Below are 24,018 nucleotides of genomic sequence, written 5' to 3' on the forward strand. Positions count from 1 at the left end.
GTGACTCGTCAGCCGTTCATACCTGCACCTAGCTAATATTATTTCTTCCGCGTTAGTCAAAGTGAGCATGAGGCCAACTTGGCAGATCATGCTGTTGGGCGTTCGACTAACTCAATCAATTCACCGGCTGGCCCTTTGGCCAATATTGCTTTGGCAGTGGGGTAGTAAGCATTGTGTATTTCACATACCGGCAAGGCTAGCTGCTTAGCGGCAAATGCTAAGTCATCAACCATACAGGTTACCATTGCGATCCCTGATGGCAGTGATCCTGAATTGGTTACCGCAGATTGTGCTTGGGGGACCTGGTCAATTTCAAACAGGCATTGCCCGCCAAGCTGTATTGTTGCCACCGGATATTGATGCTCAATGTCGTGGCCCCAAGCATTGTTCAATACGGTCACTTTGGTATTAAATTTAAGCCCTGTTACCTGATTAAGCGACTCATAAAATGCCAAGCTTGCATCGCGGTTGGGCGTGCACAACACAGGTATAAACAAGCTGCCAGTGCGCGCTGTCGTCATAGGAAGCTCAAAGGGGGGAACGGGTTTATCAATTTGTGTTATGTAGCTGACTTCGTCGCATGGGCCAATAACTTGCATTGCTTTTATTGCGTCACTTATTTGTAGATAAGCCGGCTCGCCGATGACTTTGAATACTGTGGTGTCGATTTCTTTGCGGATAACATCAACGTTCGCCACATTGACTTCAAGCGCCATCCAGCCGTGGGTTTTCAGCGGCTTAGTGGGTTGGCATTGTTTGTCTTCTACTATGCGCAGCCAAGCATGCCCATTGGCTGCGGCAAGCACATGTACAGGGCTATTTAATAGCCTTGGTGTATTCCACAGCTCGCACATTTGCTGACTAACGACCTCTTCGCGGACCAACGTATACCCCATACCAGATTGGTAACAGTGACTAGCAAATTTTAAATGGGGCGCCAACAACGTCGCGCCAACGACTGGGCCTAAAAGGGGATCGCTCATATCTTGCTCTCGTGTGGGATAATTGCTAAATCGCAATTTATTATTGTGTTGAATAGCAGATAATTTGACGTAACCTAACTCGCAACGCAACCTTGGACTAAACCAGTACCGGAGCTTATTGATTTATGTCAACAGTCACCTTGAATACAAAGGGAAAAGTCGCTTATTTAAGCCTCAACAGAGCGGAAAAATACAACGCGTTAACTCAGGCTATGTGGCAGGCCATTGCGGATGTTTGTGATACGTTAGCGCAAGAGCGTTCGATTCGGGTTTTAGTGTTAAAGGCCGAGGGACAAAAAGCATTTTGCGCCGGTGCAGACATTCAAGAACTGCATGATATGTTAGCCAACCCAGACGCGTTTTCTGCCAGTAATCAGATCGTTCAAGAAGCCCAACAGAAATTAGCAGCATTACCCTTTGCCACTATTGCCCAGATCAATGGTGTATGCGTTGGTGGAGGAATGGGATTGGCCATGTGTTGTGATTTTCGTATAGCGGTTGAAGAAGCAAGCTTTGCTATTACACCCGCTAAGCTTGGGCTGTTGTACAGTTTGGCAGATACTCAACGCTTGGTGAATTTAGTCGGTTTACCAAGGGCAAAAGAGCTGCTTTATTTGGGCAAGAAAATTGATACCCACACTGCATTCGATTGGGGTTTGCTGAGTCAAGTGGTTGAGCGCGCACACCTCAGTGAAGCAACAGATGCATTGGTCAAACAAATACTGGGCGTGAGCGGCTATTCCGTTAGCGGAACGAAACGCGCGCTGGCATATTTATGTGATATGCCAAACAACGAAGCGTTTGATAACAAAGCAGCATTGCAACAGTTGTTCGATGATGCGTTTCACACTGAAGATTTCATAGAAGGGGCGGCAGCGTTCACGCAAAAGCGCCCAGCGAGGTTTAATTAATGACAGATATACGCTTCGATGAAAGCTTTAGCCAGTGCACCCAGCAAGATGGCTTTTCTGCGCATATGGGACCTTTTTATGAAAAGAATATAAACGGGGTGATGCACCGAGCACTAAAAATACAAGCTCATCATCTTAATCCCGAAGGGGTAGTGCATGGTGGCGTAACATTGGCATTAGCAGATTACGCGATATACCGTGGTATTGGTGATGAGATCGGACATGACATTCGCTTCGCTACGATTTCGCTAAACAGCAATTTAATCGCTGCGGGTAAAGAGGGTGATGTGCTATTTGCAGTGGGCCATGTTGTGCGCAAAACCCGTAGTGTCATTTTTGCTGAAGGGCGAATATTTACCAATAGAAACATTATATTACAAGCCACTGGCGTGTGGAAAATCATCGGGGCGAATTGATAATTCTCAATGCGCTTAGCTCGGGTTCGACTAGTCTAGATTTGGTCAAAAATAAGAGAATGGAACACATGAAAAAGCTCAAACTGGCATCACTAATTCTACTAGCAGGTGCATCGTTTAACAGTGCATTTGCTGCAACTAAACTCGATCTCAATACCCCGGAAGGCGCCAATATGGCGATGCGTAAGATTCAATGCTCTACCATTGATGACAAGCCGGTTTTTTACTGGTGGAAAGGCAAAGTGTTCTCCCGTCGCCAAGGTGAAGTCGACAAGCATATTTTTAACGTTGAAGGTATGAACGTGCGCACTTGTGGCACCGTTGATGGCGGTAAAAAAGGCAAAGCTTACCGCTTGGTTACGCGCGAAATTTTACTCTACACCGACAAGAAAACCGGTCAACCACTGGATACATGGGAAAACCCATGGACCAACGAAGTGGTTGATGTGCACCATGTGTTGAATGACCCCGTTAATCAGCCTCCTAGCTTTCCTCGTAACGAAGATGGCACTGCGTCACCCTGGAAACAAAAATTCGGTGGTGACATAAAAGGAGACTACTGGTGGATGACCTTCCCAGTGCCGCTTTTTTATCACAACGACTTAGGGGGCGATTACCAGAAGCAAGTAGGCGGTGTGTATCATGCCTCTGAGCTATTTAATTTTTCAGGCGACTTGGAAAGCTTAACCAGCAGCGAAAAAGACACCGCCGATGTACATGTAGGTTGGGTGCGTATTTCAGACTGGCTCCCCTTTATGATGATGAGTGGGCGTGAAGGCTCTATTTATATTCACACAGCAGGCCGCAAAGTAGACAGTTTTGACGATATGGGTGACGTAATGAAAACCTTTATCAACGAACATGCGCCAAAATACAAAACACCGCCGCCAACGGATGACGAGCGTCCGAATGAAACAAGTTGGACGGGCTACAAAAAGGTCGTGAAAGGCGAGAAGTTTAAGCGCCAGCGAGCACAATAATAAGCTGCGATATAAAAAGTAGTCGCGAAGTTTAGAAAGGTTAGTCTCAGGGCTAACCTTTTTTTGATTAATGCTCACCTTGGGCAGCAGCGCGTTTTAGCTTAGCTCCAGATTATCAGGCATCAGCTAACTCAATGTTTATGCGGGCAGGGGGCGCTAAATTTAACAGGAGGATAATTTAACAGGACACCCAAGTTAATAAATTTAACAGGACACCCAAGTTAACGGCTAAGAATTTAACAGGACATCCAAGTTAAATGCTAAGTATTCGTGGTGCTCACTTATGCGCAGAATTTAACAGGACATCCAAGTTAAATGCTAAGTATTCGTGGTGCTCACTTATGCGCTGCGCTTATTAAGAAATTTAACAGGACACCCAAGTTAATTGCTAAGCATTCGAGGTGCTCACTTATGCGCTGCGCTTATCGTCATCTCGGTAACTGCTCCTGCGTTACTCTACCTTCCGCCATCCATGGCGGTCGCATGACGAATATGACTCTCGTCCCTACGAGCCAGTAACTTCTTATCAACAGCCAAAAGAAGTCACCAAGACAAAATGGTCGGGAACCATTTTGAACATCCAAAGGATGACCCGAAGGGCAAAGTACAGGATGTACTTTGTAAAGGCCGCCCTCCAGCAAGTCACTTATCTTGGCAACTGGCACGCCAGCCCGGTACTCCCTGCGTTGCTCTACCTTCCAACATCCATGTTGGTCGCCTGTGCTTCTCGACTAACACTGGTAGTGAAAACGCGTTCCCGACGCGGCTTTCACTTGAATGACATCCATGTCATTAACCCAGTGTGAGTCTTCAATGCTCGGGGTGACTTGAGTCGGTGAACAAAGCAAAGCATGCGCTTCGCTTACTTATGAGCACAGAAAAATACTCGTTGCCTTCGACTATTCCGGATAACAGCAAGATCTTGGAAGTTTTCCGTGTTTCCAAAAGGAAAAAGCATAAAGACGGAAAAAATTTAACCTGTACAACAAGTTACTGTGTATGCTAAAAACGACATATAGGGAAAGGCGGAAAAATGCCGTGTTTAAATACGGCATTTTGCAAGATATTAATATTGTTATGCATTTTAAAGTATCAATGAAGGACAACATTTTATATTTAATTCGTAAATACAGTACTTTTTCAACGTTAGTGCTGTCCACAATTATTGTGGCTAATGTGTATTCGGCGTATGTGACTTTCACTTCAGATAGATCAATATTTGATGTTGCCGAAAAAGCATTAGTGGGCGTTTTTATTGTCGTGTGTGCGTCATTAGTTTCATTGTTGCCATATGATTTGTATAAAGTTAATAAAGACAAGAAAATGTGCCGCTCTTTAAACTTGGATTACAGGTCATTTGCTGTTAAAACTGAAGAGCAAAAAGATGAGATTAGAGAGAAGTTTTCGAAACATGCATAACAAGTTAAGTCAGCGGAAAACTACTCGTTGGGCTACGCCCAAAAACACTCGTATTTTTCGCTGCTTAAGGCGTTATGCATCTTAAGGAGTGAGAGTGGCCACCATATTTGCTTTTGTTAAACTATTCGAAAACAAAGCCCATGCCGAAGATTTTGTGAATGGGAAGCTGTTCATGAATACGATTCGTTCTTTTAAAGAATATAAAGATGAGTCAGGTGAACTACGTGGAGATGAGTACGAAGGAATAGTTGCCCTTTATCAGCCTAGCAAGTTAGGTGAAATTAAACTTGGCGAGCATACAATTCCAGCATCAGATTTAGCTGCACCAATCGTAATGCATGGCAATCACTTGCTTGATCATAATGTGTTCTGTATTTACTCACTAAACAGTCGAGGTCACGATTCGGTTTCAGCTGAAACAATAACGGATTTCAAACGAACCTTAGAATTACATGATTCATGTTTTGGTTTGGGTAAATATTGTGTAGCGATTGTAAATGCTACAGAATTTATTAATCGCTGCTCCGCAGCGATTGAGAAGGAAAACCTAAATGGTTCTCTTGGGTTGGTTGATTACTTCAATGAGCATGAATTTCATGGAAATATGCCTGAAGATAAGCTGGGCTACCAAAAGCGTAGCTTCTTTTCACACCAGCGCGAATATCGTGTGAAAATTGATGCCAACAAACCAGAGCCCAGCCCCTATATACTGGAGGTTGGTGACTTAAGTGATATTGCCATCATTACAACACCAGCAGAATTCAATGCACAATTAGAGCTGAAGTTACCGGATGGTAGCCATGCATAACAAAGCCAGCCAGAGGGAACAAAAAACCGCCGCTTCGCTCTGGTTTTTCGTCCCCTGCTGGCGGCGTTATGTTTCAAGGAGGAATCGATAAACTCTTATGTTGTATATCCTTGGCGGTCTGCCCGCAACAGGCAAAACTGAACTTTCAAAGTATTTATCTTCCTCATCGGGTGCAGTCCATATTCGCATCGATACTATCGAACAAGAATTAAAGAACTGTGGATTTAACAAGCTATATGACGAGGGTTATAAGGTTGCTTTTGCTCTTGCACTAGAGAATCTAAAAAACGGGCTTTCTGTAGTAGCAGACTCAACTAATCCAGTTTTAGAGTCTCGTGAAGCGTGGATAAGCGTTGCAAATAAAGCCTCGTCGCCCTTCACAGAAATCGAAGTCATCTGCTCTAATGCACATGAACACAAAGAGCGTGTTGAAAAAAGGCAAACGGATATCCCAAACCTTTTACTTCCGTCATGGGAAAGTGTAACTTCAAGGGATTATCACTCGTGGAAAACAGCACGTATTGTCATTGATACTGCGGGCAAAACTCCGGAGCAAAGTAAAAAAGAGTTGAGTGAGTTACTCCGTAGAAACAATGAAACATAACAACTCAATCAACTCGCTCACTTCGTTCGCTGGGACGCCTATACGCGGGGCGGCTTCGCCATTATGCCCCACGTGCCTGCGCCCGTTATTGAAAAGTTATGTTTCACGAGGAAGTCGATGTATAAGCAAATCGAATATTACCTAATAAAGTACGGTAGGTTTCTAATTGGAATAGGTTTGGTAGTTTCTGCTGCATATCTTCATCAAATAAAAATTGCACAGTGGGAACAAGAAGACCGTGTAAACAGTGCAATTATAGAAGGCTTAAAAAACGACAGATTCGATACTCAGAAAGCTTTAGAGGCTTTGGATGTTGTAATAAAAACAAGCGAGCAAAAAAAGGCTACTTTGCAATCTTGTATTCGTATATTGGGTATTGTTGGCTTGTTCATCACGTTTTTTACTTTCAGAGTAGAGAAACATAACAAGCTAATAAATAAGGACTAAAAACAGTTTGCTGTTTTCGTTCCTCAACATTTTAGCAAACAATTTTTAGCCCATTATTAGGGCGCTGGGGGATCCCCTCATAGAATAGGCCTCCCTTCTTTGTGAACCCAGATAATATATTGGCCGATAGCCCAGGTAATTTGGGCTGAGTTCATCTTGTAATCTTTTGCTCTTTTCCTGACTTCTCTGCCTAGTCTAATAATAGATAACACGCGCCGATTACGGATGGTGTTAGCTTGAAATGCTCTTTCCCAATTTTGTTTTTGAGCAATGAGACCGAGTAGCCGTAATAGCCATTCTGCGAGCATCGCAATCAGCAGTAATATGTCGAATCGTTTGGTACAGCGGCTGTTACTGTGGCGTAGCCCCATACCGTATTGAGGACTTTTAATATCACGGAAGGTTTCTTCTATTTGCATTCGTCTTGCATAAAGGGAAACCAGCTGTTTTGAGTTAAGTTTATTATTCTCGGGAAGATTAGTGGCGAGTAGCCAAGGCTCTTTGCTACCCGCTCGATAGCTTTGTTGGGCGGTGTGGTTTCGTCCTGCTTTTGAAGAGCGGTTGTCCTTTCGATGTTTGGCCTTTGCTTTGTACAAATGCAGATGTGCATGAAGCGAGCTTTTACGCCCCAATTGCCCACACCCTAAGTATTTAGCGCGCGAATTTGCGCTGGGGTAAAACGACTTATTACTTTGCCATAAAGCTTGCCCATCACGCTTAAAACCCACATCTCCGCGCACTCGACCTAGCCAGAACCAGCCATGCTTTTCGACTTCACGAAACCACGGGTTACGATAGCCAGCATCGGTAACAATCAACGGGCAACAACCCGACGGCAGGATACTCGCCAACTCCCGTAAAAAGGGGTTATGACTGACAGGAGAGTTGTACTCAGCAAAGGAAAATACGCGCTCATAAAGTGTGACAGAGCGCCCTTGAACACTGACCGATGCACGTAAGGTTAAATGCCTAAGCTGCTCACGCACATCAGACCAATCCACGAGTACAACAGGCATGGGGTTAGCACCGCAAAGCAGCTTTGCGTGCCAACGGTAGATGTCGAGCCGCTCGTTATGTAGGTTGCTATTACCAAGCAGTCTGTCGATGCGTTTGATGTTGTGTTTCGGGGCTACGGAGCCTGAGATATTCCGTCCTAATTCGGTCAACGACAGTTGCTGGCCATCCAGCAAAGATTGGGTGGCAATCATCAGAGAAGAAAGACGTTTGGCATGTAGATTAGGGCATTGTTTTTTAAGCAAATCGTGTAAGATAGAAATATCACGCATGGTGTTGTTTTTTGCCCGTAACAGCTTGGTTGGTTTTTGGCGAAATTCCTACTTTTAATAGAAGACGTCAAATAGCGCCATGCGTGTCTATATTATTGTTTCTGCTCAAAATTATGAGGGGATTCGTTAGAGCAAGGCGTTATACATCTAATCAGGAACCATCATGGTAGATAGTAATATAAAGAAAAAATTGATTGAAAGGGATGGACTTAGGTGTGCTGTAACTGGCGAAAAAGTTGACTCCCCTGAACAACTTTCCATCGAACAAATAAGGCCCAAAAGCAAAGGTGGTAGTCCGGATTTAGATAATTTAATACTCATAAAAAATGATTTAAATCACTCAATCGCCGATAACGAGCACTATAGGACTAAGCTCCTCTTTGATCAGTTGAAAGAACGTCATAACGAATTGAGTATTCGAGAAAAAGAAGCATTTGAAAGAGAAAACTCCTACCGAATGCAAATTGAAAAACAAAAAGCTCAACTCGATGCTTATCAAGCAAAATTGAATGAAGAGCAAAAAGAGCGCCAGTCGCAGCTTGCAAAAGAAGAAGAACAAAGAAAAATCATGTTTATGCAACAGCAAGAGCAGTTGCATAAAATCGAGGAGCTAGCTCAAAAGGAAAAAGAAGAGGCCGAAAGACTGCAAATTAAAATCTTCGAGCAAGAAAAGCACCTAAAAAAGTCGTACTTACAGCTTGAAAAAGAGAAAGAAAAATACCGTGAAGAGAGTCGTAAAAGCATTGAACAAAAATCGGGAGAATATGTAAACGATGCCCTAGAAGTACTTGAAACTAAAGAGAACCAGTATCATACGATCTCTCGAGTCTGGGCGGTTTTTGGTGCCATCTCTATAGCAGCAGGCATTGTCATTCTGTCATATTTGGGAATCGAAAGTTTTAACATTCTTGAACAAAAGGGGGATGTTAGTTTGAGCTTCCTCGTTCTAATAACGTTTAAGGGTTTGATAGTCGTAGGTTTATTTGTGGCTTTAGCCAAATATTCGTTTAGTTTTAGCCAGTCCTACATGCATGAATCTTTAAAAAGTAGCGAACGTCAACATGCAATTAATTTTGGAAAATTTTATCTTGAATCGTACGGTGTAGATGCTGATTGGGCTCAAATCAGGGAGGCTTTTGAGCATTGGAATATATCTAGTAATACTGCGTTTTGTGCTAATTCTTCAAACTATTTTGATCCTAAAACACTCGAAAGTGCAGCGAGTTTAATTCAAGCAGTAAGTAAATTGTCACTCAATGAAAATAAACCTACTGATTCGGGGAAATAGATGTATAACAAGAGACTATGGCGTCAATTGCTCCTTTTTCAGCCACGATATTGCGCCACTTTTTTCGCTGGTCCAGGGCAACGCCTCAAGCTGTGCATGAGCCACTATCTCGATACCTATACTTTTGAGGTAGTGTTTAATACCTTTCCTTCATCTTACTCGTTTAATCAAAAAAAGCGCCTCGATACCCTCATCTTGTGCAGTTGATGTTTTTCGATATTAAATTAAGTCAGCAATCAAAAGCCCTGTACCACGGGGGGATGACGAAATTGGTAACAAGTGTGTCCTTGCTTGAACAATGCAAATTTGCTTTATTGTTCTTCGAATACAAGATGTTTTCTGATGTGCAACAACGAAAGATTAAACAGCGCGGCAAATGAACGTTGTGAATGAAAAGGTTTAGGTAGTATATGAGGCAAAAAATGAAAGTACTGGCGATTATCGCATTAGTTATTTTGCTCGGGGCGTGTAGCAACAAAGATTGGCGCACAGCGTCTCGTGAATCAGCAGGCTTGGCCCTCAACCCAGTAACGGATACCCAAGCATCGATTGAAGTTTACGCAGCAGATGCCTTTAGTTGGCGCGGTTGGTTTGCGGTGCATACTTGGTTAGCTGTTAAGCAGGAAAACGACCCTGAATATACAGTGTATGAAGTCGTTGGTTGGCGGGTAAATAGCGGGTTGCCAGCGCTGCGAGAATACCAAACAGCCACGCCTGATCGTTTTTGGTATGGGGCAAAACCAGATAAGGTTCTATCGATTCAGGGTGATAAGGCAACAGAGCTTATCCCTAAAATCACAGCTGCTGTTAAACGCTACCCCTGGGCAGACGAATACACCTTATTCCCTGGTCCAAACAGCAATACTTTTCCGGCTTGGGTGGGGTTGCAAGTGCCTGAATTGGAGCTAGACATGCCGTTGAGGGCAATTGGTAGCGGATATGCTGATTAGCTGGTCACGGGTATATCGGCGTTAAAAGTCCCTATTGGCAGGTATCCAAAACCCGCGGCGCATTATGTAAATGTCCCGCGGGTTTATTGTTAAAGGCTTTTTAGGTCGTAGTTTGTGACGTAAACGCCTGCAGAATATCGCTGGCGCTGGCGCTGTATACGTCTTGACTCATCACGTATTCTAGCACTTGCTCTAGCGCCCCAATGCGATGGGGTTGTCCTAGCATCCACGGGTGAATATTTAAGCTCAGAATTCGCCCGCCACTGTGGTTTGCTTCTTTTAGTAAGAAGTCACAGGCATCAATCATTTGCTCTGCGTAACTGTCTTCACTGTGTAAGTTATTGAGCATAATAAACGCATCATCTAGCTCGTTTGAAAGCGGCATGGCCCACAAGTTGCCCTTGTTTGTTTTAAACCTGTAGGGCATATCGTCGTTCACCCAGTCACAAAAATATTCGATACCGTTTGCAGCTAGCAGCTCCGGGGTATTTTCACTTTCGTTGCGCCCTGGGCTTAACCAACCTGTGATGTTTTGCTCGGTTAACTCACGTAATTGATTTACCGAATCTTGTACTAGTTGGGTTTCTAGTTGTTTGTCTTGGCCGCCGTAATGCAGGGCATCCATGTGCATGCCGTGGCACATCACTTCATTACCGCGCTCTGTAATGGTGTTGAGCAAATACGGATTGCGCTTGGCTAGCTGGGTATTCATCGCAAACGTAGGGGTTACGCCGTATTTATCAAACGCTTTTAAAAAACGGAAAATACCCACGCGATTACCATAATCGCGCAAACTAAAATGACGTAGATCAGGGTAGGGCATAGTCATGCCGCCCTGAATTTTAAACGGTTCACCCTTTTGATCCAGCGGGAAAAACTGCAAAGGCACATTCACCCACAAGGCGAGCTTTTTACCGTCAGGCCAAGTGATTTTGGGGCGGTCGGTGAGCATCGACCAGTCGTAACGGTCGTGATCCATGCCATGACTACGGTGGCTGTATTCTAGGTATGATTTATCAAGGGCCATTATTTCGCTCCTTTATGTGTGGCAGCGGGGCCCAAAGCAGCATTTTTTTGCGCAATGTCTGTTTTGGCTTGTTCGTAGTAATGCTCTAGGTAGTGATCGGCAATCTCTTTGCCTGTGGCTACCCACACATCGTCATGGCTGGTAATGTAATCAAGCGCCTCTTCAAATGCTTTCATGCGATGTGGGCAAGACACCTGATAATTGTGGGTGGGAATACACATAATGGTGCCTGACTCGTCCGCTTCGGCGTAAAGTCGGTCAAAGTTTTTCTTGAGCATATTGCCGTAGCGTCTAGGCTCAATTTTATTCACCACGAAGGCAATGGTGTCGTTCATTTCCAGTGAATAAGGAATAGAGACAAAGGGTTTATTACTGCGTGTGTGAATGGGCGTAGGCTGATCGTCATGAAATAAATCACACGTATAAATACCCCCTTCATTGCCAAACAATTCAGTGCCTACTTCGGCAAATAAGTCTAAGGTGAGTTCTGAGTGTGACAGTGCTGGTGCTAAGTAACCCGCACACTTTTGCCCCGTGTGCTGGTAAATGGTTTCCATGGAATCTTTGATCATGTCGCGCTCTTGCTGTTCAGACATACCATAGGTGTAGCGGGTATTGTAAATGCCGTGACTAAAAAATTCCCAATTACGCTCTTTACACATTTGAATAATTTCTGGGTGGTGGTCGCAAAGGGCAGTGGATAACGATATAGAACCCCGTATACCGTATTTGTCGAGTAAATCCATTTGCCGCTGATGACCCACGCGATTGCCATAATCACGAATACTGTAGCCTTGTGTAGCAGGGTAAGGTTGAGGCCAGGCTTTTCGTGATGGATTCGCCGGCGGGTTTAGCTCATAAAATTCAATGTTGGGGGCCACCCAAAATGCCATTTTTTTACCCCCTGGCCAGCGTATTTTGGGGCGGTTTTCATAAGGCCAATAATCGTAAAATCCAGGATCACTCTTCATCTGTCGACACCTCGTTAATTGCTATTTACCGTTTTGCTGTGCTGTTTGCCCGCTGAGCCATTCGTTTACTTCGTTCAGGGTCAATACGTCGGCATATTTCAGTGATAAATCCGTTAGATTGGCATAGTGGTAACTTTCATGTTTATCTGCCACGCACTCTTCAGGAACAATAGTGCGATAGCCACGAGATAAAGAATCAACAGCGGTAGCGCGAATACACCCAGAGGTAGAGCCGCCAGTTAGGATCACTGTATCAACTTGGTGCCACACTAGCAGTGATTGTAATTGGGTTTCAAAAAAGGCTGAGGGCATCTTCTTTAAGTACACAACATCTTTGACGTAATCGATTTCGAGGCGGTCATCGAATTCACTGCGTCGTGAGTCAAACTTAATGTTTTGCAGTGAATCTGGCGTATCAGTGCGCGTTCCCCAAATACCGGCATCCTCGGCGCTTTGCATATAGGCAACGTGCGTCCAAACGACCGGCCAGCCTAGCGCACGAAACGTTTTCGACATCTCATTGATGTACTCCATTTGGCGTGGGTCTGTTTCATATGCTGTCGCAAATTCATCGGTACAGGTATAGGCTTTTTGCGGGTCGATATTGACCAATACGGCTTTGTTGCCAAAACCAAAACGCTTACGTGCAGGGTTATTTTTTACGTCGTTATATATTTCTTTTGCGGTTTTAGTGGTCGTTTGCATCGGATTACCTTTAAATTTTTGATAATTGTCATAGGTGTTATGGCTGATATTGACAACAATTTAACCTTGAATTGCATTAATTTTTAGTGCACCTTTAAGTTAATGTGCTATTGATATAACAATTATATTTATAACTCAGTTTTAGCATAGCTTGCAAATCTAATTGGTGACAAATTGACATCGCCCAAATAGGTCGGTCGTGATCACTGAATTATTTTTCAACGCAGGCAAATATGCCCTTTAAAAAAGCAGATGTAAGGCAGAGCAAACATGAAGCACAGAACGATTCGCGGAACGATTCAATACACCAGTAAAAAACCTGAACGGTTTGGACAAGAGCGCGGAAGGGAGCTTTTCACTCTGACGAATCAATCGGACGGTGTGCAAGTGATGCACGCCCATTGTGAAATCGATGATGAGCCTAATGTGGTGCGCGATGTTGTGCAATCTATGCGTCAAGATTGCAGCCCTATCGATTGTAGCGTGCGCTTATCTGTTGGCGACAAATATGAAGGAAGCGGATGGCTTCGCTTTACCGATACCTACGCTGAATGTGAAACCCATAATCAAAGAGACGGGCGCATTAGCCAACGAATTGAACTTGAGCAGCCAGTTAAGTGGCTACAGTCGCACCCTATTGTGGGCGACGGTATTCTAATGAAGCTCTATGATTTATCCCAAGGGCCGGGTAAAACCTTCTTCCCTGACATCATGCTAACCTCGCCTGATCATCGCGGTGCAACTGGGCCGCTGTTGTTTAAAATGAATGGTTTAGGCATTCGTTATGTGGGCGAAGAGAGCATAGTGGTGCAGGCAGGAAAGTTTATTGCGCGTCATTTTCAAGTAGTAGATACCGCAGGTAACTTACCGGAAGAACACCCTCCCTATAATTTATGGGTGACTGCTGATGATGACTATTTATTACTCAAAGCCGGTGTTGATGGCTATATGCAGACCCACTATGAACTAACTGAATTTGAGATCATTGGAGGTGAAAATGAGCAGTAACGCGTTACCAAGCTGGGATGTATTAACAAAGCATGCGGTATTTCCTAGCGGCAACCATGACGAAGTTGCGCGGCTAAATTTTCTCACTCACTTAAATGTACATTTAAGCAGCCAAATATTGCCTGGGGTGAAAACCGCGTATGATAAGCAAGTCAAGCCAGCCATTATCGCTCAAACAGGCAGCGAGCCCACCTCGCGCCATGATGTACGAAAGCACATGCTGAATAATGGTTATTTTCAGATGTGGAGTGCATTGCGCCGGAACACCATGGAAATGCGCCATCAAGCTGCTCGCTCACAAGTGTTAGGGCAAATTGAAAACATAGTTGAGAAGGTCGATAAAGCCTGTGAAGGCAACGCAAATATTCAGCTTGATAGCAGTGTTAGTATCCCGCCCAATGTGGGCTCGGTGGATATACATTGCCAACCTGGGTGTTATTACCAAGAGTACTTCGAGAACGACGTGACAGTGGCCGCCAGCTACGATCTTGGTTTGTTTGTTACTACCGCCGGTTTATTGGGGGCGCTCAGTGATGGCGGAGGCCAAGGGATAGCGAACTGGCTCAAAACCCAACATCCAGACTTTTCTCCGAAACGAATTTTAGATATTGGTTGCACAGTAGGCCACAATGCTCTGCCGCTGGCGCAGCATTTCCCTGATGCTCAAGTGATAGCGGTGGATGTGGCGCGCCCAAGTTTACGCTATGCCCACGCTAGAGCGGCATCACTAGGTATCGAAAATATTCAGTTTGTACAAGCTAATGCAGAAGAATTAAGCCAATACGATGACGGCTCATTCGATTTAATTACCACTTCGATGTTCTTACATGAACTGTCTCATCAATCATTGCCAAAAATTCTCAAAACCATTCACCGTTTGCTCGCAGACGGTGGGTTAAATTTGCATTTAGAACAGCCGCAATATGCTGGCATGGATGTATATCAACAGTTTATTCGAGATTGGGACACCTACTTTAACAACGAACCTTATTGGGGGCCAATGCACGAACTAGATTTAGCTAAAGTCTTCGCTGAGTGTGGATTCGACCCTAGCGATTTGTTTGATGTGGGCGTGGTTTCCAAAGTCGACGAGAAAATCTTTGGTAAACCTAAATCGGATGGTGAGGACTACGGCCGCTCGCCAGTATGGAATGCGATAGGCTTGTGGAAAGGCCAAAGTGCAAATAACGGTGCTAAAAAGAGCGCAAAGAAAAATGCGAATATGAGTGAGAATGCCGCATGAGTGATACAAAAAAACACCTAAGTGACGCTGAAAAAGTTAACTTGGCAGGCACCAAGGCCAAAGGTCAACGGCCGTACTTTTTAGCGCAAAAGCAAACTGAGCAAGCATTGTCAGTTGCTATGTCTTTGGCGATGGAATTGTCAGTCACCAAGGAGCGCTTGGCATCACTTGAGTGCCTATTGGCTGACAAGGGCATAATTGAAAAAGGTGAGTTTGATGGCTACCAACCTAGCAAGGATGAAGTGGCTAAACGCAGTCTGGAAACCCAAGCCTATCTGGCGCGAGTGCTGCGCATAATGCAGCAAGACAAGGAGGAGCTTGAAAGCAACGACCCAGATATGCAAACAGTGCAAGACGCGCTAACCAAGTGGTAATGTAAGACCAAACACCGCGAAACCGCGACGCTGCTACAAAGTGAACGGTTATATTGCTCGCAAAAAGATACCGTATAAAAAGTCACACACAAAGTCGCACAAACCACCTCTAGCTCGGTATTAGGCTAGGGGCGACTAAGCAAAACCTGTATGGCCAAATGTCGCCTACAGGTTTCTGTGCTACAGCACCTTCCTAGGCTCCTGCCAATCATATACAATCCACGCCCATTTGGTATCGGGTTAAGGATTGCGCTGGTTTATTTGCGAGCCCTTACATTGCAAACCCGCAACTATAAATACGTGACTACAAATACGTATGACATATACCGAGCTACAAACCATTAATTATAAACCTGCAGCGATATATTCTGCTGAATGCTTTCGGGTTAGGCACGAGTACGCCCGCTAAGGTTATTTTTGAAAGTACACAATAAGACATACAAACATGCACAACAAGACACACAACATGCCGCAAAAAAAGGAAGAACAATGATCCGCGCAGTAATAACAACGGCTATGTGTATAGCCTCTACCTTTTCACTCTCTTCATTCAGTGCGGTGGTTGTTGAAAAAAACTCGGAAAGACCGATAGAAAGCAACACCGAGAATGTCATCGAAAAGGACATCGAAAAAATCACGGTTGAGGGCGCAGCAACGGCGAATGAATCACCGGTTGGCACCTTTAATTCGCCCATCTCAAATTTAGAATACGACCCTAGAGTCGATCTGCAATCTAGAAACATGGCTGAAGCACAAGCTGATATCACCATCCGCGGTGGAATTTTTGAAAACACGGGCTTTAGTGTGGGAAGCGCTACCCTTATCGACCCACAAACTGGGCATTACGTTGCTGAAATGCCGATTGCCCCTGAAATGCTCAGCGCACCCGCTATTTTAACAGGGGTGGATAATTCACTTTATGGCGCTAATAGTTCAGTCGGCTCGGTTGCATTTAAATGGCGGCCAATTCAAACGGCAGGCAGTGTTTCGTTAGGCATGGGTAACAATAACTTCAATATGCAACGAATTCACAACGCTGTTTCCTGGTCGGTGGATGATTCTTCCCAATGGAAAGCCGGTATTGAAGGAGAGTACTCTCGCTCTGAAAGTGATGGAACGATAGATAATGGTGACCATCAATTTGAACGGGCCTCAGGGCGCATACAGCTGTTAAGTGACTCATCGCAAACCGACTTGTTTTTTGGCTATCAACAAAAGTTTTTTGGCTGGCCTAACCTGTATACCCCTTTCAATGTGAATGAAACAGAAGATTTAGAAACCCGTTTGTTGCTATTCAATCACCTGCAGCAATATGCTCAAGAAAGCACTTTTGAAGTGTCAGCTTATTACCGTCAGCAAAACGATCATTATGTTTTTTCAAGAGAAAACCCAGAGAGCTTTCAAGCATTTCACGAAACTAAGGTAAAATCAGTCGCGGCATCAGGTCGCCATGGGCTTACTGAGAAACTTGCGCTGAACTATGCCGTTCAATTCACAGCAGACGAGATTGAATCGACTAGTCTTGAAAACAACATTACTTCGCGAGATTACTACAAAGTAAGTTTGGTTCCTGAATACGCAATAGCCTTAAAAGACAATGAGCACATTACGTTTCGGGCAGGAGCCGCCTATGACGATACCAATCGCGATGATTCGAGCATATCGCTGATAAGCGATGTTGTTTGGCATAAAATAAACTCAGACAATTCAGCGCGCACGGTTAACTTGTCCTATTCAGAAGCCACGCAAGTAGCAGGGTATACCGCTATTGGTGGAAGTACCTCAAGTGGGCTGTTTAGAAGCAATGATACGCTTGAGCGAGAAACCAGTAAAAACCTCGAATTGGGACTTTCTTTAGATGAAGCTACATGGCGGGTAGACTCAGCTGTTTTCTACCGCTGGGATAACGAATTAACGGACTGGACCTACAGCTTCGACTCCACTTCTGCGCGGGTGGCGAATCCGGTAGATATTGAAACAATTGGTTTTGAGTTTATCGCCATTACGCGCATGGAAAACGCTGATTTTGTGACCAGCTATACCTATCTTGATAAATCTGAGGATTATGGTGACGAGAACATAGACGCGAGCTTCTACGCGTTAAACTATCCACCTCATCGTTTTACGCTAGGAGTGATTTGGTATCCTGGCGAGGCGCTTGAATTAAGAGTCGACAATGAATGGCGTAAACAAGAAAAGAACCTGTTGCGAAACGGTGACGATAAAGCGTTTTTCACCCACATCACTCTGACTTATGCACCGCCTCAGGTTGAAGGTTTAGAGCTGGTACTGGCAGTCGATAATATGTGGGATGAATCCTTTGAGGAAATTCCCGGTACTCCGGGGCGTTCAGATCAATTATCAGCGACTGTCAGCTATTTTTGGTAAATAAGAGTAGATAACCCACACTGGTCACTAACGCCTGGTTAGATGCGAGCGTGTGTCCATTGATGAGGATTGGCTGTGGTAAATAGAAACAACAGTAAAACGCAAGATCCCAAAACAGTAGCGATGAATCAACATCCTTCTTGCCTAACAGATTTTGTAGGTGCGTGGCAGCTTAGCAGACAGATCCTACAACAACGCGGGGAAACGTTTTCGTTTGAAGGGCTGGCGAACTTTAGCTGGTCAGATTCAGAGTTGATTTACCATGAATCCGGTGTGGTAACTGCGCCTGATGGGCGGGAGTTACAAGCGCAGCGCAGCTATTTTTGGCAGCAAACTGGCGGTAAATTGGCTGTTTTGTTTGATGATAGGCGTTTTTTTCATTCTTTTAGTGCTGCTGACCCAAATGCACAACATCTGTGTGGTGACGATCATTATGTGGTGAATTATAACTTTGATCACTGGCCACTTTGGGAGTCTACGTGGCAGGTAACTGGGCCAAGAAAAGACTACAAAATGATAAGTGTTTATCGTCGAAGTTAAGCCAATTTATACCAATATGATCCACGGCGGTTAAATGAATAGGCGTTTAAATAAGTGGACGTTTAAATGTCTTTCCCTCGTTCGTTAACTGTCGTTACTTGGCAATAATCGGGCATCTTTTTGACTGCGTTTTTGCGATAACCACAGTGCGCCAGCAATAATCACCGCACCTAGTGCTAGGCGGCTAAAATCGGTATCTTTTTGCCACAAAAGTAGGTTAACGATCAGCCCAGCGGGTATCAGTGCATTATTCATAATGGCTAGGGTACCGGCCGATACGCGCAATGCACCTTGATTCCAAAAGTAATAACCCATCCCAGATGCCACTATGCCCAGCCACAACAGTACTCCCCATTGGCTTGTCGTTTGCGGTAACTGATCTGTGTTGCCAAACATAAAGAAGGCAGGTAAGGCCACAGCCAGCGCACCAAGGTAGAACCAGGCAAATATATTGTGATTCGAAACGGATGGCTGGAATGTTGAGGCCAATTTGCGATAGCCAACTTGTCCTAGGGCAAAACATAGATTAGCCCCTTGTACAATGAAAAAGCCTGTCCAGAAATTCTCACTGACGCCCTCAAAACGAATGATCGCTGCGCCGATAGTTGCAATCAGCGCGCAAAACATATGAAAAGGCGAGAAGCGTTTAAACAAGGCATCGTTGAGCATTGCCACGTAAAGGGGCGTGAAAATGGTAAACAACAGTACTTCAGGCACAGATAAATAAAGAAACGAGTGATAAAAAAAGATATACATCATGCCCAGTTGAAGGGCGCCTAAAACTCCCAGAGCCAGTTTTTGCTTGAAAGTCAGCAGTGACACTTTTAGAAACGGCAGAAACAACAAAGAAGCGAGCAATACTCGGGTAACTACGGCAAAGTAACTATCGACGGCACCCGCCAAATATTCACCAATGAGTGAAAACGAAAATGCCCATAAAACGGTGACAGCGACTAAATAAAACACGCGAGACTCTATTGCAAAGTGATGTGCGCGCTAAAGTATTGCATCGTACTTATTTAATCAAGGTTGGCGTTTTGTTTATGGGATGAAAAATCAGTTGTTAGCTGTGGCCTGCTAGCATAGAGCTAGCATACAGGTGCCTCGAGTGCATTTTACCTTTGCCAATCATGGACTAAGCCTCTGGCGTTATTAGTCAGTAATGTTGGGTGCAGAAGCGTACTAACGTATGCGCAAAATACACGCTGCCCTAGTTCTTGGCCGAGTACACTTATTCTTTGTTGGCCTTGGGCTAATTAAGGTCGCTCTTTTTAACGATGCTTTTTAACGTTGCGCTAAGGCGACGCGGGGCTAAAAGTGCGCGCAATATCCTTATTTTCTCCACAATGTTTGCTCTTTAACTTTAGTAAGGTGATTACCAATTTCCGTCGGGGTGACCGCCGTAGGCAAGGCTTATTCAGAACCTATGGATTAAAAAATAATGACTAGGCCAATAAAGAGGATTGTTGTGATGCGTAAAATAAGAAGTGCTGCTTTTGTTTCATTGAGTTTGGGTTTAGTCGCGTGTGGTGGAAGTGATAATACGCAGCTTGACCAGAGCGCTGTTGATGAAATTATTGTTGAAGATGATACCAGCACCGAGCCCGTCACCGATGAAGAGATAGTGATTGACGTGGATGCAACGCTATTTCTAACAGGGGAAAATGTCAGTGTAAACACAGTATCTTGCACGTTAGTTGATGGCAGTGACACCCTATGCTACGAAATCACTTCAAAGCATATCGCATCAGAACATGACATGGGACCGTGGTGCCCTGAAACTATATATGACACCGCAGAGGATGGCGGCCTATGGTTCGATAAAGGTGAAATTAACGATCTTGATGGTCCGTTTATCGCGAATTTAGCGACCTATTACGATGATCCGGGTTTCAAAATGTATGAAGACGACGGCAGTGTTCGTAGAATGGAAACCGCGCAAGAGTGCGCAGAAGGAGCAGATCCGAATATTGAAGACAAATATACTAATATGTGCGCGCAGTGCTTACCCGAGTGGGTGAGTGCTCAGGTTTCCTATCCCATTCCCATCACGCCGGTGAAACAAAGTGAGCCGGTCACATTAAGTGACGGACCTACCCTAGAGCAGGCCGGCGTAGAATATGGCCCCTCGGTTAGAGGACTTGCATTTAACGGCGTACGCTTTGATCACCCAGCAGACATAGACATTATCCTAGCGGGCTATCAAATTGCCCCAGTTGACGATGCGGGCGGCCATGTAAACAACAGTTTAGGCTATCACTATCATGGCGATACCGGCATGACAACGCGTATTGCCCAATCGGATGATCACTCAGCAATGATTGGCTATGCATTAGATGGTTTTGGGCTATACGCAAAATTAGATGACGAGGGAAACGAAGCAGCGGAGCTTGATGAATGCCGAGGTCACACTGATGAAATACGTGGCTACCATTATCATGTGTTGTCGCTGGAGAGTAATGAATTCCTGGATTGTTTCTACGGCGCATGGGCAGAGTAAACATGGGCAACATTCGTATTCTAACCAGTAAGGTTGTCGTGTTTATTGCACTGATGTGTTGTTCAATCAGTGTTCATGCACATGGGTTTGATTATTCAGTGCTGCGACTAAGTATAATGTCAGAGCATACCTTGAGTTTAACCTTAACCTCATCATTAGATGCGTTTAGAAAGGAAGTCCGTCAGCACTTTTCAAAATCGCCTTACGCTACCCCTGAAGAATTTAACGAGCAACTGCTCGCGCATATAAAGAAAACACTCTTATTAACTGGGGAAAATAAACAAATCGCCTTAGGCGAGGGCGCGGTAACATTAGGGCATGAAACTTCTGTGGTGTTTCGCTCTATTACGTTGCCTAAAAATCTGCGGAAAATTACGCTAACCAACGGCGCGGTGAAAGACATATATAGACATACCACAAAGCTTATTGTGACTGCGGAGAGTACAGGAACACAGACGCACATTCTGAATAAATCTAACGGTTTTACCGCGACATTTTTTGTTGAGTAAGCCAGTTAACATGCGTATTTCGAATGATTAGCTACTTGGCGTATATAGCTTACTGTTTACTACGCTAGCGTTTGCTGAGTTGTTGTTTACTAAGTTAGCACTCTTTTTATTAACGCCATTCTGCGTTAATAAATCCTCACTCAGCGAGAATGTAATAGGGCTTAAACAAGGCGTTTGACTGAATCAATAGTTGTACTTTTTCGAAGTCGTGCATGGCGGTGTAAGCCTTCTTAAAACACGCCTGAAAGGAATGCCCCAGCTGCATTTTCACAGCGCTCTAAGTATTTAAAAGGGAACAACCATTTCTGCACTTCGACGTGTTGTTCAAAAGCCGCTGCCTGCATTCTGAGAGGGCACTTCATCAAGCGAATTGCGATAAGAGTAAAGGCAAAACCTAGTACTAATAGGCGGGGGTCTCAGTAGGTACAACCGTGTTCAAATTGCCAAAGTGGGTGTTTGAGCCATTGTGCTTTTTTGACTAGGGCCGAAAAGTAATTCAGCCCGTTTTATTCTTAGGTTATATCGAGCGCTTTTTAGTAAACCGAAGGTTCCCCTGGTGGGCGCGTTTTAAAACGCCGATGTACCCACATGTACTGGTCTGGCTGTTGTCTGATCGCGTGTTCTATCATTTGGTTAATAATACTTGCATCGGTTACATCGTCACCGCTTGGGAACTCATCCTCTGGAACAGCAAATGTTATATGATAATGGTTGGTATCCAGATCTCGCTTATGGGCAACGAACACGGGTTTGGCCTTGCCCAGCTTCATGAGTTTACTGGCTGAGGTTACCGTGGCTGCTGGGATGTCGAAAAAGGGGGCAAACACTGAGTTTTTGATCCCGTGATCCTGATCCGGTGAAAACCACACCACACGCCCATCACGTAACTTACGAATAATTTCACGCATGTCAGAGCGTTCGAGCACATTTTTAAATACGCGCTTTCTGCCTTCGGTGATGACGTGTTCAAAAACGGCATCGTTATTTTTTCGGTAGATAACGTCCATATCCGCGACCAAATTCACCATCAGGCCAGCGAGGTCCAGGTGGGTATAATGCCCACCGATCAAGAGCACACCTTGGCCGTTTTCTGTCGCTTTTTTCAGTACATCTAAGCCGTGCACCGTAAAACGTTTACGTAAAGATTCCGGGTTCGCCCACCACGCCCAAGCAATTTCAAAAAAACCGATACCGTTGGACACGAAAATGTCTTTGACTAACTGGGTTTGTTCAGCGGCGCTCTTCTGTGGAAAACACAACGCAATGTTGGTAGCGGTAATATGACGACGGCGCTTAAAAAAACGATAGCCAAACCTGCCAAACGCACCGCCTGCTAACATTTTTACTTTAAAAGGGAGTAAGGCAATTATTCGAAGAATAAGGACAGCCAACCAACTGGCCCAGTGACGTGGATGTAGAAGAGATTTTGACATGAAGTGGTAAGCCATCCGAAAAATATTAAATTACGTTGCGCGTAGAGCAGGGAATATAACAAAAATGTGTTTTTATAGGCACACATAGGCGAGATTATTTTTCTAATTTTGCATGCCAAGTCTAAACATCAAGCAAATCCACGCGAGAAAGCACCATCACCGCGTCGCTGGAATACCTCTTGCTAAGCCACAGTTATAAACTGAAAAATTACGAATAGAAGAGGGGGATTCATAATGCATGTTCAGTCAAACTCGGCGTTAGCACCACTCAACGAGAATACACGTCTTAGCATCTCAGGCAATGAATTGCCAAGTAGCGGCAACAAAGCGGATCAACACTCCCCAGCGCATCAAACCAAAAGCGAGCAAGGCTCTGGCGATGTTTACGATTTCACCAACATGTCACGCCGAGAATATAATCAATTGGTTAAAGCGGGAGAAGTTCCGCTTGGTTACGTTGTGCTGCCCGCGGATGGTATTGATCTCACATCAAACACCAAGGCGCAGATGGAAGCCGTGCAGGATGAAAAAATAAACTTCATCGATTATTACCAAAATAGAATTTCCTATCGAGAAAGCACGGGTCAATCAACGGAAAACTTCCGTGATGTGCTGTCCGACTTACAAAAGTTGCAAGGTAAGGAGGTGAATCCAGCGCTTAGCAAAGGCGTAAATACCTACGCTTAGTTGTAGTCAGGGATTCCGTTGGTTTTCGAATACTCGCCAAGTTATCGAATCAAATATAGAAAATATTTTCCCTATAGCTTTTAATAGCAAAGAGCATTAAATATTGGTCTCCGGGTGTATTAACATCTCTGCACAGTTCAGCAGGTGGGATACAGCTTAATAAAACCTAGGGTGGGAGTATTTATATTGACACCCATAGTAACTTATAGAGACAGCCATAGTTGTCATTCTTAGAGCCCGCAGTTTACGAAGCTTTTAAAGAAGACAGCTTTAAAGAGACAGCCATCGTTAAATCTATACAGCTTTAAAGAGACAGCCATCGTTAAATCTATACAAAATTTCGAATTAGATAGGTGTTGAGATTTTTTGTATATAGAAATGCCGCTTGATACTCAATAACTGCACTTTTGAGCTGAACAACTGAAGATTTTTTATGAAATTTTGAGTGTTGAGAAAGGAATTCATATGGAATGATGAAGTTATAGGCAAGCGCTCGTGTCACAAGCTGTGCATTAGGTGTATTTGTTGAGATTAGTTGAAG

Annotated in this window: 25 protein-coding genes; 17 read left to right on the plus strand and 8 right to left on the minus strand. The window is 44.4% G+C overall.

Annotated features, from left to right (window positions below):
* Positions 1-86 precede the first annotated feature (86 nt).
* Positions 87-983, minus strand: a complete 897-nt coding sequence (locus tag GCHA_RS17715; protein WP_007990749.1) for a VOC family protein — start codon at positions 981-983, stop codon at positions 87-89.
* Between the two features lie 125 nt (positions 984-1,108).
* Here GCHA_RS17715 and GCHA_RS17720 point away from each other — a divergent pair, with 125 nt between their 5' ends.
* The 7 genes from GCHA_RS17720 to GCHA_RS23070 all read left to right on the plus strand — a co-directional run bounded on the left by GCHA_RS17720 (position 1,109) and on the right by GCHA_RS23070 (position 6,568).
* Positions 1,109-1,894: an enoyl-CoA hydratase/isomerase family protein gene (locus GCHA_RS17720; RefSeq protein ID WP_007990751.1), complete on the plus strand. Its 786-nt coding sequence runs from the start codon at positions 1,109-1,111 to the stop codon at positions 1,892-1,894.
* A complete protein-coding gene (locus GCHA_RS17725; protein ID WP_007990753.1) occupies positions 1,894-2,310 on the plus strand; it encodes a PaaI family thioesterase in 417 nt (138 codons plus the stop codon). The genes GCHA_RS17720 and GCHA_RS17725 overlap by 1 nt, the downstream gene beginning before the upstream one ends.
* 68 nt (positions 2,311-2,378) lie before the next feature.
* Positions 2,379-3,290 carry a DUF1838 family protein gene (locus GCHA_RS17730; protein WP_007990755.1) on the plus strand — a complete coding sequence of 304 codons (912 nt, stop codon included), beginning with the start codon at positions 2,379-2,381 and terminating at the stop codon, positions 3,288-3,290.
* A 999-nt stretch (positions 3,291-4,289) separates the two neighbouring features.
* Positions 4,290-4,709 carry a hypothetical protein gene (locus GCHA_RS17735; RefSeq protein ID WP_153810722.1) on the plus strand — a complete coding sequence of 140 codons (420 nt, stop codon included), beginning with the start codon at positions 4,290-4,292 and terminating at the stop codon, positions 4,707-4,709.
* A gap of 94 nt (positions 4,710-4,803) precedes the next feature.
* Complete coding sequence (locus GCHA_RS17740) at positions 4,804-5,517, plus strand: hypothetical protein (protein WP_007990763.1); 714 nt, start codon at positions 4,804-4,806, stop codon at positions 5,515-5,517.
* A gap of 97 nt (positions 5,518-5,614) precedes the next feature.
* Positions 5,615-6,121 (plus strand): P-loop nucleotide/nucleoside kinase family protein, encoded by a 507-nt coding sequence (locus GCHA_RS17745; RefSeq protein ID WP_007990765.1) that lies wholly within the window; start codon positions 5,615-5,617, stop codon positions 6,119-6,121.
* 117 nt (positions 6,122-6,238) lie between these two features.
* Positions 6,239-6,568 carry a hypothetical protein gene (locus GCHA_RS23070; protein ID WP_007990767.1) on the plus strand — a complete coding sequence of 110 codons (330 nt, stop codon included), beginning with the start codon at positions 6,239-6,241 and terminating at the stop codon, positions 6,566-6,568.
* Between the two features lie 77 nt (positions 6,569-6,645).
* Here GCHA_RS23070 and GCHA_RS17755 read toward each other — a convergent pair whose 3' ends face one another.
* Complete coding sequence (locus GCHA_RS17755) at positions 6,646-7,854, minus strand: IS4 family transposase (protein WP_007990769.1); 1,209 nt, start codon at positions 7,852-7,854, stop codon at positions 6,646-6,648.
* A 163-nt stretch (positions 7,855-8,017) separates the two neighbouring features.
* On the opposite strand from GCHA_RS17755, the gene GCHA_RS17760 reads away from it, so the two are divergent.
* Together GCHA_RS17760 and GCHA_RS17765 are read left to right on the plus strand one after the other, a co-directional pair.
* Positions 8,018-9,142 carry an HNH endonuclease gene (locus tag GCHA_RS17760; protein WP_007990771.1) on the plus strand — a complete coding sequence of 375 codons (1,125 nt, stop codon included), beginning with the start codon at positions 8,018-8,020 and terminating at the stop codon, positions 9,140-9,142.
* A gap of 422 nt (positions 9,143-9,564) precedes the next feature.
* Positions 9,565-10,092 carry a DUF3750 domain-containing protein gene (locus tag GCHA_RS17765; RefSeq protein ID WP_039992758.1) on the plus strand — a complete coding sequence of 176 codons (528 nt, stop codon included), beginning with the start codon at positions 9,565-9,567 and terminating at the stop codon, positions 10,090-10,092.
* Between the two features lie 100 nt (positions 10,093-10,192).
* On the opposite strand, the gene GCHA_RS17770 is transcribed toward GCHA_RS17765, so the two are convergent.
* From GCHA_RS17770 to GCHA_RS17780, 3 genes are read right to left on the minus strand one after another with little or no spacing between them, the layout of a single operon-like run.
* On the minus strand, positions 10,193-11,119 hold the full coding sequence (locus GCHA_RS17770) for a polysaccharide deacetylase family protein (protein ID WP_007990777.1): 927 nt from the start codon (positions 11,117-11,119) through the stop codon (positions 10,193-10,195).
* Positions 11,119-12,090, minus strand: a complete 972-nt coding sequence (locus GCHA_RS17775; protein WP_007990778.1) for a polysaccharide deacetylase family protein — start codon at positions 12,088-12,090, stop codon at positions 11,119-11,121. Before GCHA_RS17775 ends, GCHA_RS17770 begins: the two co-directional genes overlap by 1 nt.
* 21 nt (positions 12,091-12,111) lie before the next feature.
* Positions 12,112-12,795: an isochorismatase family protein gene (locus GCHA_RS17780; RefSeq protein WP_007990779.1), complete on the minus strand. Its 684-nt coding sequence runs from the start codon at positions 12,793-12,795 to the stop codon at positions 12,112-12,114.
* Between the two features lie 270 nt (positions 12,796-13,065).
* Between GCHA_RS17780 and GCHA_RS17785 the strand changes: the two genes are divergently transcribed.
* The 5 genes from GCHA_RS17785 to GCHA_RS17805 all read left to right on the plus strand — a co-directional run bounded on the left by GCHA_RS17785 (position 13,066) and on the right by GCHA_RS17805 (position 18,348).
* Positions 13,066-13,803, plus strand: a complete 738-nt coding sequence (locus GCHA_RS17785) for a hypothetical protein (RefSeq protein ID WP_007990780.1) — start codon at positions 13,066-13,068, stop codon at positions 13,801-13,803.
* A complete protein-coding gene (locus GCHA_RS17790) occupies positions 13,793-15,046 on the plus strand; it encodes a class I SAM-dependent methyltransferase (RefSeq protein ID WP_007990781.1) in 1,254 nt (417 codons plus the stop codon). The genes GCHA_RS17785 and GCHA_RS17790 overlap by 11 nt, the downstream gene beginning before the upstream one ends.
* Positions 15,043-15,420, plus strand: a complete 378-nt coding sequence (locus GCHA_RS17795; RefSeq protein ID WP_007990782.1) for a hypothetical protein — start codon at positions 15,043-15,045, stop codon at positions 15,418-15,420. The genes GCHA_RS17790 and GCHA_RS17795 overlap by 4 nt, the downstream gene beginning before the upstream one ends.
* A gap of 489 nt (positions 15,421-15,909) precedes the next feature.
* Positions 15,910-17,808, plus strand: a complete 1,899-nt coding sequence (locus GCHA_RS17800) for a TonB-dependent receptor plug domain-containing protein (protein WP_007990783.1) — start codon at positions 15,910-15,912, stop codon at positions 17,806-17,808.
* 75 nt (positions 17,809-17,883) lie between these two features.
* The gene (locus tag GCHA_RS17805) at positions 17,884-18,348 is read left to right on the plus strand and encodes a DUF6314 family protein (RefSeq protein WP_007990784.1); all 465 of its coding nucleotides are present in this window, start codon (positions 17,884-17,886) and stop codon (positions 18,346-18,348) included.
* 84 nt (positions 18,349-18,432) lie between these two features.
* Here GCHA_RS17805 and GCHA_RS17810 read toward each other — a convergent pair whose 3' ends face one another.
* On the minus strand, positions 18,433-19,314 hold the full coding sequence (locus GCHA_RS17810) for a DMT family transporter (protein ID WP_007990786.1): 882 nt from the start codon (positions 19,312-19,314) through the stop codon (positions 18,433-18,435).
* A 505-nt stretch (positions 19,315-19,819) separates the two neighbouring features.
* Between GCHA_RS17810 and GCHA_RS17815 the strand changes: the two genes are divergently transcribed.
* Both GCHA_RS17815 and GCHA_RS17820 read left to right on the plus strand, forming a co-directional pair.
* Positions 19,820-20,848 (plus strand): YHYH protein, encoded by a 1,029-nt coding sequence (locus tag GCHA_RS17815; RefSeq protein WP_007990788.1) that lies wholly within the window; start codon positions 19,820-19,822, stop codon positions 20,846-20,848.
* Between the two features lie 2 nt (positions 20,849-20,850).
* Complete coding sequence (locus tag GCHA_RS17820; protein WP_007990790.1) at positions 20,851-21,357, plus strand: hypothetical protein; 507 nt, start codon at positions 20,851-20,853, stop codon at positions 21,355-21,357.
* A 533-nt stretch (positions 21,358-21,890) separates the two neighbouring features.
* Here the strand turns inward: GCHA_RS17820 and lpxL are convergent.
* Complete coding sequence (gene lpxL, locus GCHA_RS17825) at positions 21,891-22,790, minus strand: LpxL/LpxP family Kdo(2)-lipid IV(A) lauroyl/palmitoleoyl acyltransferase (RefSeq protein WP_013753395.1); 900 nt, start codon at positions 22,788-22,790, stop codon at positions 21,891-21,893.
* A 234-nt stretch (positions 22,791-23,024) separates the two neighbouring features.
* Between lpxL and GCHA_RS17830 the strand changes: the two genes are divergently transcribed.
* Complete coding sequence (locus GCHA_RS17830) at positions 23,025-23,477, plus strand: hypothetical protein (RefSeq protein ID WP_007990797.1); 453 nt, start codon at positions 23,025-23,027, stop codon at positions 23,475-23,477.
* Between the two features lie 328 nt (positions 23,478-23,805).
* Here GCHA_RS17830 and GCHA_RS23245 read toward each other — a convergent pair.
* Positions 23,806-24,018, minus strand: a 213-nt coding sequence (locus tag GCHA_RS23245) for a hypothetical protein (protein ID WP_318249017.1), incomplete at its 5' end; no start/stop codon positions are given.

Origin of the sequence: Paraglaciecola chathamensis S18K6, from assembly GCA_000314955.1 — a bacterium.
Taxonomy (GTDB): domain Bacteria; phylum Pseudomonadota; class Gammaproteobacteria; order Enterobacterales; family Alteromonadaceae; genus Paraglaciecola; species Paraglaciecola chathamensis.